12 protein-coding genes and 1 pseudogene are annotated in these 14,626 nt (G+C 37.9%); 2 read left to right on the forward strand and 11 right to left on the reverse strand.

The annotated features are described in order from the left end of the window. The first annotated feature begins 6 nt into the window (after nt 1–6). Nucleotides 7–825 (forward strand): enoyl-ACP reductase FabI, encoded by an 819-nt coding sequence (gene fabI, locus ACFINC_RS00145; protein WP_375615572.1) that lies wholly within the window; start codon nt 7–9, stop codon nt 823–825. A gap of 656 nt (nt 826–1,481) precedes the next feature. Beyond that, a pseudogene (locus ACFINC_RS00150) lies at nt 1,482–1,782 on the forward strand (Arm DNA-binding domain-containing protein); the annotation flags it as partial. Nucleotides 1,783–1,809: 27 nt separating this feature from the next. Here the strand turns inward: ACFINC_RS00150 and ACFINC_RS00155 are convergent. The 11 genes from ACFINC_RS00155 to rpsT all read right to left on the reverse strand — a co-directional run bounded on the left by ACFINC_RS00155 (nt 1,810) and on the right by rpsT (nt 14,413). Beyond that, the gene (locus ACFINC_RS00155) at nt 1,810–1,941 is read right to left on the reverse strand and encodes a hypothetical protein (protein ID WP_375615573.1); all 132 of its coding nucleotides are present in this window, start codon (nt 1,939–1,941) and stop codon (nt 1,810–1,812) included. 887 nt (nt 1,942–2,828) lie between these two features. After that, nucleotides 2,829–3,836, reverse strand: coding sequence for an NAD(P)H-dependent glycerol-3-phosphate dehydrogenase (gene gpsA, locus ACFINC_RS00160; RefSeq protein ID WP_375615574.1), 1,008 nt, complete (start codon nt 3,834–3,836; stop codon nt 2,829–2,831). Nucleotides 3,837–4,237: 401 nt separating this feature from the next. Beyond that, nucleotides 4,238–5,020, reverse strand: coding sequence for a cytochrome o ubiquinol oxidase subunit IV (gene cyoD / locus ACFINC_RS00165; protein WP_375615575.1), 783 nt, complete (start codon nt 5,018–5,020; stop codon nt 4,238–4,240). Nucleotides 5,021–5,025: 5 nt separating this feature from the next. After that, nucleotides 5,026–5,694, reverse strand: coding sequence for a cytochrome (ubi)quinol oxidase subunit III (locus ACFINC_RS00170; protein WP_375615576.1), 669 nt, complete (start codon nt 5,692–5,694; stop codon nt 5,026–5,028). After that, nucleotides 5,691–7,709 (reverse strand): cytochrome o ubiquinol oxidase subunit I, encoded by a 2,019-nt coding sequence (gene cyoB / locus ACFINC_RS00175; protein WP_375607850.1) that lies wholly within the window; start codon nt 7,707–7,709, stop codon nt 5,691–5,693. Before cyoB ends, ACFINC_RS00170 begins: the two co-directional genes overlap by 4 nt. A gap of 84 nt (nt 7,710–7,793) precedes the next feature. Continuing rightward, nucleotides 7,794–8,765 carry a ubiquinol oxidase subunit II gene (gene cyoA, locus ACFINC_RS00180; protein ID WP_375615577.1) on the reverse strand — a complete coding sequence of 324 codons (972 nt, stop codon included), beginning with the start codon at nt 8,763–8,765 and terminating at the stop codon, nt 7,794–7,796. A 124-nt stretch (nt 8,766–8,889) separates the two neighbouring features. Continuing rightward, nucleotides 8,890–9,336, reverse strand: a complete 447-nt coding sequence (gene aroQ / locus ACFINC_RS00185; RefSeq protein WP_375615578.1) for a type II 3-dehydroquinate dehydratase — start codon at nt 9,334–9,336, stop codon at nt 8,890–8,892. A gap of 62 nt (nt 9,337–9,398) precedes the next feature. Continuing rightward, nucleotides 9,399–10,532 (reverse strand): DNA replication/repair protein RecF, encoded by a 1,134-nt coding sequence (gene recF / locus ACFINC_RS00190; protein ID WP_375615579.1) that lies wholly within the window; start codon nt 10,530–10,532, stop codon nt 9,399–9,401. Nucleotides 10,533–10,552: 20 nt separating this feature from the next. After that, nucleotides 10,553–11,674 (reverse strand): DNA polymerase III subunit beta, encoded by a 1,122-nt coding sequence (gene dnaN, locus ACFINC_RS00195; protein WP_375615580.1) that lies wholly within the window; start codon nt 11,672–11,674, stop codon nt 10,553–10,555. A 188-nt stretch (nt 11,675–11,862) separates the two neighbouring features. Then, the gene (dnaA, locus tag ACFINC_RS00200; RefSeq protein WP_375615581.1) at nt 11,863–13,434 is read right to left on the reverse strand and encodes a chromosomal replication initiator protein DnaA; all 1,572 of its coding nucleotides are present in this window, start codon (nt 13,432–13,434) and stop codon (nt 11,863–11,865) included. Nucleotides 13,435–14,146: 712 nt separating this feature from the next. Further along, complete coding sequence (gene rpsT, locus ACFINC_RS00205; RefSeq protein ID WP_375615582.1) at nt 14,147–14,413, reverse strand: 30S ribosomal protein S20; 267 nt, start codon at nt 14,411–14,413, stop codon at nt 14,147–14,149. Nucleotides 14,414–14,626 lie beyond the last annotated feature (213 nt).

The raw sequence follows: 14,626 nt of genomic DNA on the forward strand, positions 1-14,626 counted from the left end.
AATAATATGAAAGGTTTGATGGAGGGCAAACGCGGCCTTATTATGGGAATTGCGAATGACCATTCAATTGCTTGGGGTATTGCCTGTCAACTCGCGCAAGCAGGAGCTGAATTAGCATTAACTTATCAAGGAGATGCTTTCGGAAAACGTGTTCAGCCCCTAGCCGATAAACTTGGCTGCAAATTAGTGCTAGAGTGCGATGTTGAAAAAATTGAAGACGTTGACTACGTCTTTGAGCAACTTGAAAAAGAATGGAAAACTATTGATTTTATTGTCCATGCCATTGGTTTTTCAGATAAAACTCAGCTAAAAGGGCGTTACGTTGATGTTACAACACGTGAAAACTTTCAACGCACGATGGTGATTTCAGCTTATTCCTTTACTGAAATTGCCCAGCGTGCGGGTAAACTTATGCCCAATGGAGGAACACTTCTAACCCTTACCTATGGTGCTTCACAGCAAGTTGTCCCTAATTATAACATCATGGGCGTTGCTAAGGCTGCTTTAGAAGCTATGGTACGTTATTTAGCAGCGGACTTTGGTCCTCAAAATATCCGCGTCAATGCAATTTCAGCTGGTCCTGTTAGAACCTTAGCAGGTAATGGTATTGCAGCTGCACGGGCAATATTTTCACATCAACGCCGTAATGCCCCATTACGTCGTACCGTGAATATTCATGAAATTGGAAAATCTGCTCTTTATCTACTCTCTGATTTATCATCAGGCGTTACAGGTGAAATCCATTATGTTGATTCAGGCTATAACATCATGTCTATGCCAATACTTGAAGAACTGAAAAAAAGTGACGATGCCCAAGAAGGATAAAAATCATCACATTAGAAAAATAAAATTAATCATATGCATAGTACTTTAGTTGCATATTGAGTACTTTTTCTGCATTATAATAGTGTATTAACTCATAAAAATATGACGTAAAAAACGTATGTAGATGTTTGTAAGAGTCAGTAAACACAAAACAAAGTGTATGACGCCCGTTGTTTTGTAAATTATTTTATAAAAACCGGAATACTTCTTCAGTCCATTTTAGTTAAATTTTGTGTTTTGTGACGTTATTTACCTTACTAAAGCCGTTTTTACTGTTGCCTGTAGATCAATATCCACCTCTCATGCCGACATAGTTTGAGACAGAAATTAGGACTATTAAAACCCTTAGCTTTTATATATTAGATTAAAGAAAATATTGCCTATCGTTTGATTTATCCTTGATAAGGTAAATACAATCTAATTTAGGAAGAATATGAAGGCATAAAGAAATCAATCATTAATTTTATCATCCTTCATTGACAATATATTGATTTATAATAATAATAATTTTCTGTTTTGTATGTTGAATGATAGACCTGAATGTTATAAGACACTCTTATTTCAAACCTGTTTATCTTGAATCAATAAAACCCATTCCCTTGCACGTCAAAAGCGGGGCTGGCGTGTAGGTAAAAACTGTACAAGAAAAGACTAAACTGGCTCTTATGAACCATCTTAAGTACCAAGGGTTTTCGCAACATTGGGAGATGACAAATATAATGATGGTGCCGACTTGCTTCTTCATAAGCGTAAAGATGGGGGTGCTCAATGGATTTACCGTTAATATCCTTCAATGAGTGTCATCGTGAAATAGGTTTGGGTACCTTGAGAAACGTTTCTTTAAAACAAGCCCGTTAATGTGTAACCCTATAGTGCTCTGTTCTTCGCGAAGGACGTGACCCTATTAAAGAACGCAATAAACAAAAACGCGAGGCAATGCGTAATCTCCATTCTTTAATGAGATTTTACGGTTTTTAAAAGCATCTACATCAATATTTTTTTAATAATGGCGATACGCCTTACATCACACCCTTGTTTTGCACGTTCTTTAATAGAAAGCATAACTAATGCATCAGGTAAAGTAAAACACTCTAAAATACTATTTCTGTTGTTCATTCACCTATTTTTTTTAAAGGCATCTCTCAATGCATGCAATTCCATTTCACAACGATATCCGTGAATATATAATTAAAATCTCTGTGAAGTATACAACAGCCTTTTGACACCATAATCTTGACGTTTATGCGGATAATAAAGCCAACACCATCATTTTACTTGCCAAATCCTCATGTTGCAATATCCCTTGACGCTTGAGATAATTCATTAGAAGTATTTTTATTCCTTTTTTAAATAACTTTTATTCACACGCCACCCCATTTGTAACAAGTAAATGATTTTGATTAATTCAATATAAAAATACAATAAATTATGAATGTAGATTAACCTCTTATCTTTGTAATCACATCATTTTTTAGTTTAAATGATAACCATAAATACAATAACATTCTTTCAATTTCAGACTTTTACATTTAGAATTAAAAAAAACGTCTCTTGCATATACAATGTAGAATTGACATGTGGGAAAAGAAAAAGCGTAAATATCATTACTAAAACATCTCAAACACCAAAAGTAGTAGATAATATTGTATAATAGTAATGATATTTCTAGCCTATACCTACCATAAATATGCTCCTTCTTTCCAATGCATCTCTTCTATTATTCTGTTTGCAAATATCATTGCGAGATAAGTTTAAAATAAAAATATCTCTTTAATTAACCTTACATCAACATGTGTAAGTAGAAACAATAATTTATTTTCAAAGAAATGACTTAGACAAAAGCCAAAACTTTTATATTTCAACCATATTTTATAAAGAATCGAATTATATGAATCTGTCAATTTTCCGCAATATGATTGCAGTCATCAATACAATCTATTTTATATTTCTATCATAGCATATTTCTATTTTTTATGATTGGAATTATTTAGAAACACCGGATATCAATATATTTCGTCCTTGAGAGTGCGGCTTAGTAATGCATTAGCCGCTTCAGTTATGTTTTTACCACAATAGAGAATTTGATAAATTTGTTCTACAATAGGCATTTCTACCCCAATACGCTGCGCCAACGTATGTACTTCCTTGGTATTTAAGTATCCTTCCACAACCTGACCAATTTGTTTTTCTGCTTCTTTTATATCTATTCCTTTACCAAGAAGTATTCCAAAACGGCGATTACGCGACTGATTATCAGTACATGTCAAAACCAAATCACCTAAGCCTGTCATTCCCATAAATGTGGAAAGCTCAGCACCCATAGCTTCCCCTAAACGACTGATTTCAGTTAGTCCTCGTGTGATGAGAGCTATTCGTGCATTTGCCCCAAATCCCATGCCATCTGATATTCCTGCACCAATAGCAATAACATTTTTAACTGCTCCCCCTAATTGAACGCCAATCATATCTGAGCTTTTATAAACTCTAAAATTTTTATCACAATGAAAAAGTTGCTGCAATTCTTTACCAAACACAACATCAGAAGCTGCTATCGTCATTGCAGTAGGCCAACCAATAGCCAATTCTTTAGCAAAAGTGGGTCCAGAAAAAATAGCTAAAGGAATTTTTTCCCCTAAAATCTCACGAGCAACTTCTTGTAAGAAACGTCCTGTACCATGTTCTAACCCCTTCGTTGCCCAAATAACACGTGAATGCTGATCCAAATAAGGCTGAATATTATACAAAACTTGATGAAAGACATGGCTTGGAACAGCAATTAATGTATTGTGACTTGCTGTTATCGCAGTTTCAAGTGAAGTTTCAAGTAATAAATTTTCAGGAAATCGTATATCGGGTAAATATGCCTGATTACAACGTTGTTCCTGTAATTCTGTGATATGTTGAGAATTATATCCCCAAAGTAAAACACTATGACCATTACGAGCAAGAGCAATTGCTAATGCAGTACCAAAAGAACCAGCACCAATAACGGTCATTGCAACGGTTTTCATTAAGTTTTCTGATTATTCTCTAAATTTTTGATTTCAATCGCATATTATTATTACCAATAACTTCAATGCTATCTCTAATATAAATCCTGTAAATCTAAAAATGTTACTTTTTAGTAGCTTTCTCTAACATACCATAAAACTTGTTTCTCAAACCCTCTTTATTTGTACTTAATCATACAAATATAATTTTTGTATATTCTACAATAGCTATTTGTCTCAAAAATCAAAGCTTGACTAAATATTCCATGGACTTTCTCATTTAAAATAAAAGCATATTCAAAATCATGGTACTCATTCAACCAATATCTTGTACTTAGCCCTCTTTATATCCTACAAATTCCTGCGATGACATCTGTAAGAGCTGATACATGCCGCATCAGCTCCACAGATATTTCTAACAACTACTCTACAGGAAACTGCGTACTTGGTACTTGCTCCATAGGCACCTCTGAGCCAGGAACTTGATCTACAGGAGAATGCGTACTTGGTACATGCTCCATTGGCACCTCTGAGCCAGGAATCTGATCTACAGGAGAATGCGTACTTGGTACCTGCTCCATTGGCACCTCTGAGCCAGGAACTTGATCTACAGGAGAATGCGTACTTGGTACATGCTCCATTGGCACCTCTGAGCCAGGAACTTGATCTACAGGAGAATGCGTACTTGGTACATGCTCAATAGGCACCTCTGAGCCAAGAATTTGATCTACAGGAGAATGCGTACTTGGTACCCGCTCCATGGAAACCTCTGAACCCAATATTTTTTCTGGTTGTTTGCTTACGGATACATCTTTGTTTGATAACGGCTCAGATACTGAAGAACCATCTCTACTTGATACTTCCGGTTCAATAACACGTCCTGAGCCACCCATCATATTATAATTCAAATGAGAAATAGCCCACCATGTACCCCCAATAATAATAAAAACGCAAATAGCAGCAAACCATAACGCACTTAAATTCCACTTGGCATCTGGACCAGAACTCAAGTGTAAAAAGAAAACAATTTGTACTACAATCTGAATAATCGCCATCCCAATAAGATATGCAACTTTTGTACTGACTGCCCAACTTTCCATCATTCCACACATCACAGGAATAAAAGAACCCAAAGTGAAAAATACAGCCAGAATAAAACCGACCAAATAGGAACCAGTACTGGGACCATGTGTTTCATTTTGCATGCTCATCACAACGCTCCTAATAGATAAACCATGGTGAAAACACCAACCCATACAATATCAAGTAAATGCCAAAAAATGGAAAGGCACGCTAAACGTGTTTTATTATCCTGATCCAAGCCATTACGACGAAGATGACAAAACATCACGACCATCCAAAGAAGACCAACACTCACGTGAAGACCATGGGTGCCAACCAAAGCAAAAAATGCGGACCAATAAGCAGAAAGTATCTCCCGTCCGAAAAGCTGTAAACCTGTTGCAGAATCAATACCAGCATAAGCATTTGGATCATAATAAAATACTTCACTCAAAAGTTCATGAAATTCATAAAGTTCCATGCCAATAAAGCAACACCCCAATACAAAGGTAATAGCCATCCATAAACGCACACCACTGATGTTATTTTTATGAGCTTGTACCATTGCAAAGCCATAAGTAACGGATGAAAACAATAAAAAAGCCGTCTCAACCAAAACAAATTTTAAATCAATAAATTCATTACCCGCCTTACCACCACCATAAGAAGCAGAAAAAACAGCAAAACTTGAAAAAAGTGTCGAAAATAGGATCAAATCTGAAAGAATATAGACCCAAAAACCAAACGTCATTACCGAGCTATTATCATGGTGATGTTCATCCACGGTACTCGCATTATTCATTGTTACTGCACTCATACTGTCACTCCTTGTTCTTTAAGAACAGCTGTAAAGGCATCTTCAGTTTTTTGTACTTCTTCAGCTGGAATATAATAACCATGATGATCACCTGTTAATGAATGACACACAAGCGTTGCAATAAAACCAATCAGTCCAACAGCAGCAAGCCACCAAATATGCCAAACAAGTGCAAAACCAACAACTAATAAGAAGAATCCCGCAATAATTCCAGCCGATGTATTCGACGGCATATGAATTTTTGTGAATCCACTTGTCGGGCGTTGATAACCACTTTTCTTCATATTCCAATAAGCATCATCAGACTGTATCTTTGGAAGGAGGGCAAAATTGTAGGCAGGAGGCGGTGAAGAGGTAAACCATTCAAGTGTACGTGCATCACCCCAAGAATCATTCAACGTTACCGGTAGGTGACCTTTATGCTTAATACCGTACCAAATCGCCAAAACAACCTGTAACACAAAACAAAGGATACCAAGCAAGATAATAAAAGCACCTAGAGCAGCAATAATAAACATCGGCTGCCAACTAGGTTCCATGTAATGCTGGAGACGACGTGTTGCACCCATTAAACCAAGCGCATAAACAGGGAAAAACGCAAGGTAAAAACCAATAAACCAACACCAGAAAGATGCAATACCTAATATGCGATTTGGTTTATAACCAAAAGCTTTTGGAAACCAAAAAGCAAGCCCTGCTAAATAAGCGAAAACCACACCTCCAATAATTGTATGATGGAAATGCGCTATCAAAAAGAGCGAATTATGAAACTGCCAATCTGCAGGAACAATAGATAATAAAACACCAGTTAACCCACCACCAACAAACGTAAAGATCATTCCCATGCACCAAAGCATTGGAGGCTCAAAGCGAATCCGACCTTTATACATCGTGAGCAGCCAATTAAAGACTTTTACACCTGTTGGAACTGCGATGATCATCGTAGCAATACTAAAGAAGGTATTTACAGCTTCACCACCACCCATTGTAAAGAAATGATGTCCCCAAACAAGAAGCGAAAGAATCAAAATAACCACCATAGCCCATATCATGGAAGTATAACCAAAGAGGCGTTTTGAAGAAAAAGTTGAGACAACTTCAGACACAATGCCAAAAGCAGGAACAACCAAAACATACACTTCAGGGTGACCAAAAACCCAAACATAATTAATCCACACCATTGGATTTCCACCACCAACGTTAGTAAAGAAATTCATGTTCAAATAACGATCACATGCCAAGAGCGCAAAAGCAACAGTTAAGACAGGATAAATAACTACAATAAGAACATTGCTGACAAAAGCGCTCCAACAAAAAATAGGCATTTTCATCATTGTCATTCCAGGAGCACGCATTTTAATCATCGTTGCAATAAAATTCACTGATCCCATTGTTGTTGCAATACCAGAAAGCTGAAGAGACCATAAATAATAATCTACCCCTGTATCTGGACTCGTTTGTAATTCTGTAAAAGGTGGATACATCAACCAACCACCACGACCAAAATTACCAACACCTAGGGATATATTAATCAAAATCGCCCCAGCTGCCGTAATCCAAAAACCCAGATTATTTGCAAAGGGAAAAGCAACATCACGCGCACCAATTTGAAGCGGTATCAGATAATTAAAAAGACCAAATAAAATAGGCGTAGCCATGAAAAAAATCATGATCGTACCATGCGCCGAAAAAATTTGATCAAAATGCTCAGGAGGTAAATAACCTGCTGTTTCACTCCCAAGAGCTAAAGCTTGATGCGTTCGCATCATAAGTGCATCCGCAAAACCGCGAACAAGCATAATAATTCCAAGAACTATATACATTATGCCTATGCGCTTATGGTCAACAGTTGTAATCCAATTTCGCCATAAAATTCCCCACCACCCAAGCGCTGTCAGAGCAACGACAGCAATTAAACCAACCAAAACAATCGCAATACATGTATACAAAACGATTGGTTCATGTGCAAGCGCATGAAAAGCACCTGCCGTAGGATCTGTAAGTCTTCCAAACATTTCTCAACCCATTTCAAATGAAATTTAAGTTTAAAAGAAACCTTATATTAAAAATATTAAAAGGGCTCTTTCTCTATTGACCCTTTAAATAACATCAGGATCAAATACTGAACACAGTGCACCCCATAGCGTCTGAGCAGCAGCACGTTTCATTAAATCTTCATTACACACCGTATTTTCATCGACACATCGATTAACAACACGATAGTAAAGCCGCTTCTCAACAGGTGCAAAATAACGAACTTCAGCATCTTTTTCCTTCGCAGCAATATCACCCATACGAGGCGCAATAGAAAGTTGACGATAAGATGTACGATCAAGTACTCGACCATTAGCCCGAGCTTTTACAATCCAATCCTCAAAATCCTGCGAAGACACAGAATGCCACTTAAACCGCATACCCGAAAAACCATCACCACTGTAATTTGCTGAGGTCCCTTTGAATACCCCTTGTTCTTCAGCAACCAAATGCAACTTAGCATTCATCTGCGGCATAGCATAAAGAACCGTACCCAATTTGGGAACCCAAAAGGCATTGACAGAATTCTCTGACGTCAATTGCAATAAAACTTGACGTCCTTCAGGCGCGTAAATTTCATTAATCGATGCAACACCATATTCAGGATAAATAAAAAGCCATTTCCAATCAAGAGCTACAGCATCAATCTGCAATGGCTTTCCTTCACCCACCACCTCTACTGGAAGGGGATTTGTAGGCTCAAGCTTATAGGTATAATAAGTTGTTAATGAACCTAAAACCATTATGATTACAACGGGAATACTCCACATCAACGCTTCAATTTTATTTGAATGCGCCCAATCAGGAGAATAGTCCGCTTTCACATTCGATGCACGATATTTTATAGCTAAAAATACCACACTCACCATTACTGGAATGACAACGCAAAGCATAACAGCCACACAAACAACAATCAAAATTAACTGTTGACGTGCAACATAACCTGATGGCTGTATAACATCAATTTTACAACCAGACAAAAGCAGTGCTCCCCCTAAAATCACAAGCATCTCTAATTGTCTAACAAAGCTTTTCATCTTCATTTACCCCCGTCATACGCACTAAAAATTGTCATAATATAACACCTTAATATTGTACAGATTTGAAAATAATTATCAAGTGAATTCAATGCCAATACTACTCTTATCCAACGTTTGCTCTTTACCGATTACAACTTAATTGTTTTGCAATATATTCAAGTGCAAACCGATATCCATCACCTCCACACCCAGCTATGATAGCGTCTACACCTGCAGATGTATAAGAATGGTGGCGAAAAGCTTCACGCTGATAAATATGAGATAAATGAACTTCTACTTTCGTCCCTGAAAACATTTTTAGTGCATCAAGAAGTGCAATCGATGTGTGACTGTAAGCAGCTGGGTTGATAATCAATCCAGAACTTACCCCTATTGCTTCTTGTATCCATTCTACTAACTGACCTTCACAGTTACTTTGATAAAAATTTATTATAACATCAGCTTTTTTTGCCCATTCTCTGCAAAATTTCTCAATATCTTCTAGAGTTTCAGTTCCATAAATTCCTGGCTCACGTTGACCCAAAAAGTTTAAATTAGGACCATTTAAAATCGTTATCGTTACAGACATAGCAAGCCTTTTCTTTCAGAGTCATCACTTATTAGAAAAATATTTAGCATGTTTTTTATTTTTTACAGCAATAAAGCTCCATTCTTAATCTCAAAAAATTCTGCGCGTCCTTTTAAGGCATCAAATAAAACACGATCTGTTCCTGTCATAAATGTTTGCACAGCTAAATCATCAAGAATATCAAATAAAGCAGCACGTCGATGCAAATCAAGATGAGCAGCCATTTCATCAAGAAGAAGAATGGGAGCCCTTTCCGACATCATACCTGTTAGACGTGCATGACATAAAACTAAACCTGTCAGCAGCGCTTTTTGTTCACCTGTTGAACAAGATGTTGCTGCTATATTCTTATCAGCATAAAAAACCTGCAAATCTGCGCGATGTGGTCCTTCTAATGTTCGCCCAGCAGCACGATCCATTGCGCGATTACGCTGCAACTGATCACAAAATCGCTCTTCAACTTCAGTTGCTGATATTTCACTAAGAGCTGTTTCTAAAAAACCATCAATTTGCAAAAAAGCTCGTGGAAAAGGTATATGAGACGGCATTTGTGTAAACATGTCATTTAAAAGCCGAATAACATCAACACGCGCCGCAGAAATAGCTGTCGCCAATTCTGCCATCTGTTTTTCTAAAGCATCAAACCAAGCACAATCTTCATTTCCATCCAAAAATAAGCGATTACGTGCACGCATAACTCTATCATAATCGGCTATGCGGCGCCTATGCAAGGGATCAATCGCTAAAACCATACGATCCAAAAAACTACGGCGCTCAAGTGAAGGACCTGTAAAAAGACCATCCATAGACGGTGTTAGGACACTAATATGACAATAATCTGTTAGACAATCATTCGACTCATTCACACCATTAATATGGACCTTTCGACTGTTATCGCTAACCTCCAAAGCTGTACCAATCTTTACTTCACCATAAAGAGCACATTCAAGACGTGCAAATACAACGAATCCTTCACCTCCGCCCTCTACAAAGCTAACATCAGAATAAGCAGCACGTCGCAAACCACGACCAGGAGAAAGAAAAGATAACGCCTCTAAAAGATTCGTCTTACCAGCGCCGTTATGGCCAGTAAAAACCACATGCTGACCCGAAAAATGAATATTAAAAAAAGAATAATTGCGATAACGTAAAAGCTTCAGCTGCCTCACTGCCACTTTGTGCACACAACTCGCCATGCATTGCAAAACAATTGCCCCTAAACGCGAATAGGCATCAGCACATAGAGCACATCTGCATCATCATTATCACGAATCAGAGCCGGTGCTCCAGCCTCAGCCAACATAAAAACCATCTCATCGCTTGAAAGCTGCCCAGCGATATCCAAAAGATAACGTGAATTAAACCCTATCTCAAGCGGTTCAGATGTGTAAGTTACTGATAATTGATCTTCTGCACTGCCCGAATCAGGACTATTAACGATAAGCTTTAACTGTCCATGCTCAATCGTTAACTTGACTGCACGCCCCCGATCACTTGAAATCGTTGAAACACGATCAACTGCAGAAGAAAAACCCTGCCTATTAACAATTAATTCTTTATCATTTCCAAGAGGGATAACGCGCTGATAATCTGGAAATGTTCCATCAATTAACTTTGATGTAAAAATAACAGAACCCACAGAAAAACGAATCTTTGTCTCTGAAAGCTCTATACATACATCACCATCATTTTCTTCTGAAAGAAGTTTCTGCAACTCTCCTACAGTTTTACGGGGAACAATAACACCGGGCATTCCCTCAACTCCTGAAGGAGCCTCCATCTCAACTTGTGCCAAACGATGACCATCCGTTGCAACCAAACGCAGTTTCAAAACACCATCATTAACAACATGGAAGTAAATACCATTAAGATAATAACGGGTTTCTTCAGTAGAAATAGCAAATTGCGTACAATCAAGTAAACGTCTTAACCCTGATGCCGATAGAGAAAAGCGATAACCAAACTGCCCAGGAAGTGACTCTGGAAAATCTACCTTCGGAAGACATTGAAGCTGAAAATGTGCACAACCCGAAACAACAGACATTGTACTTGCTTGATTCTCATCAACGGATAATACAACTTCACTGCCATCACTCAGTTTCCGAATAATATCATAAAGCAAATGTGCTGGAACAGTTATTGCTCCAGCTTGTTCAACATTTACCGTAAAAGATTCTGTAACCTCTAAATCAAGATCTGTTGCCTTTAACTGCACACGACCATTTTCTGCATCAATCAGCACATTCGATAAAATAGGAACAGTATTACGGCGCTCTACCACACGATGAACACGACCTAGAGACTTGAGAAATTGACTGCGATCAACTGTAATGCGCATAAAAGCCTCGTATGATTTACCAAAAACTATAAGAATTCTTTAGAATTAAAACAACAGATCCTCTTTAAAGAATCGCCTAATAGAGTTTATTAAACCTCTCTTAAAATGACAAGCCACTACTGCATAAGAAAAAACAAATCCTTTTATTAAATCCTTTAAAGTTTCTCTAAAGAAAGAAACGATAAACATTATACAGCCTGTTCTCCAATCAACCGCTTAAGCAATTCAAGTTCCTTGGCTAAGGTCTGATCACCACAAACCAAATCCTCAATTTTACGCACAGCGTGTAAAACTGTTGTATGATCACGCCCACCAAAACGGCGTCCAATTTCTGGCAACGAACGGGGAGTTAATACTTTTGCTAAATACATCGCAACTTGCCGTGGCTTCACAACCGTACGTGTTCGGCGATTAGACAACAAGTCCTGTTTAGAAACATTATAATGGCGCGCTACCGTACGCTGAATTTCTTCAATCCGAATTCGCTTAGGTTCTCCAGGACGTGTCAAGTGACCTAATAACTCATCAATCCGTTCTAAAGATAAATTAGACTCAAAAGATTGACGAAATAACAACTGATTAAATGCCCCTTCAATATCACGTCCCGACCCTAAAACCGTTTTCGCAATATATTCCAAGATATCATCAGAGATTGATATCATGCCATCATCTTGTTGTGCCACCTTTAACCGCTGGCGCAACATTTGTAAACGCATTTCATAATCTGGTGCTTCAATTTCAAGTGCGACCCCTCCTTGAAGACGAGATCGAACGCGAAGATCAAGCGATTCTAATTCCGCCGGTGGGCGATCTGCAGCGACAACAACTTGTTTTGCACTATCAAGCAACATATTAAGCAAATGGCAAAACTCATGTTGTATCGACTTACCCTGCAAAAACTGCATATCATCAATAATCAAAAGGTCGATATCGCGAAGCTGTTCTTTAAAAGAAAGAGCATCATTATCACGAATAGCTGTCGCAAAACGCCACATAAAGTATTCAGCAGTTAAATAAATAACACGTGCAGATGTTAAACGCTTCAATGCAGAAGCCGCAATCGCTTGAAGCAAATGTGTTTTTCCCAAACCAACAGATGCATGAATAAAAAGAGGATTAAAACGTAAAGCGCTTTTATGCCCCTCCGCAATTGAACGTGCAGCCGCTAAAGCAACACGATTAGAAGCCCCCTCAACAAAACTTTCAAAAGTATAGCGAGAATCAAGTGGAGATCCAAAAACCCCAGTCTGAGAACTCTTGACTGAATGCTCTGCACAACTCTCAACAAAAGATGAAGCTGCCTGCTCCTGCAGCACAACAGAAGGTGCACTTGTTTTACAAATGACTTCTCTTGAAACACGTTCCATACCGCGAACAATGACTTCAACACGAAGAATCGCCGAATTCTCTTGTTTCCATAAATGAGTCAAAAGAGAACCATAGTGATTATTAATCCATGAACGCAAAAAAGCAGTAGGAACAGAAAGCTTTACAAGAGTATGACTATATTCAGCAAGCTTTACACGACCAAACCAACTGGTATAAGCCTCAACACCAACCTGCACCTTTAATTGTGCCATAACACGGACAAAAGCCGCCGCACCTTCCTCCTCTGAAACAAGAGAGGGCGCTATAGAAGCATTTTTACAAACAGTCCCCTCCCCACCCATCATCCTATTCTTTATTATATTCTCTGCCGGCAGAATGTTCACCGAAACCCTTTTAAAGGAACTAGCTTTAGAGTTCAATTTATCCACCATCTTTCATCCTGATAAAAATAAAATTCTGTCCTGCCAAACAGCTAAAATAAATCTAGCGAAGGCAAAACGCCCTACCCCCAATAAGATTCCTCATCCTCCCCTAGGGTAGCCTCATTACAACCCCATTAACAAAGATGACCAATAAGATTTACTTGCACTCACTGATATGATCCACCCTTTTAAAATGGTAAACATACCAATCATGAAAACTAAAAAACCATCAGAAAACCTATCCAACACAAAAGCTTCGAAAAGCCTAAACCAAAGCATCTTGTATCCAACAAAATACAGGATAATGCGCTGATATGACCCCTTCATGCTTTTTAGTCCTCATAGAAACCATACAAAACAGCAGAGGTAAAATGCAAGAGGTCAAAATACAATCAAAAGCCCCAAAAAAATGCTTTTAAAATGCTTACATCAATGAGGAATGAGAAAAATAATTGATTCAACTCATTTTTTTTCTGAATTTATTAACAATTAAAGAATCTCTTCAGATTAAAAAAAAAAAAAATAAAATGCTTGACAAAAAAGACTCTGTAAAAATCCACAAAGCTTGTGGATAACCTTACTCCCTCTATAAACTTTCTCTCCTTTTTAAAGAAGAGAATCGTTGTCGATTCTTATTTTCAATGGAAGCTTTTTGAAACAAAAAACAAAAAGCCAGTATCCTTACGGATACTGGCTTGTTTCCCAATAAAAAAGAAAAAGCTTAAACGCTGAAAGCCTTCAAACGTTTAGCTAAACGCGATACTTTCCGTGCAGCAGCATTTTTATGAAAAACCCCTTTAGAAACCGCACGCATAATTTCAGGCTCAAAATTCTTAAATGCAATTTCTGCACACGCCTTATCGCCACCAGCTAAAGCATCATCAAACTTACGCATAAAAGTACGAACGCGTGAACGGCGGGCCCTATTAACCTGTGTGCGTGCTGCAACCTTGCGCACCGCTTTTCGAGCAGAAGGTGTATTCGCCATAAATATAATCTCTCTTTCAATACCTTGATAAAATGAGTCTCAATAACAACTCTACTAACAAAAGCAAAACTATAAAGCTGTTTATAACTGTATGGCTTATAGCGCAATCTCAAAGCCAACGTCAATTAAATTTTCAAAGATAGAGATAAAAAACGAAGTCAAAATCTTTGATCTGCAACTTTATAGTTCTATAGTTTAAAGACACTCCTCAAC

Origin of the sequence: Bartonella sp. AP58NXGY, assembly GCF_042195785.1 — a bacterium.
Lineage (GTDB): Bacteria > Pseudomonadota > Alphaproteobacteria > Rhizobiales > Rhizobiaceae > Bartonella.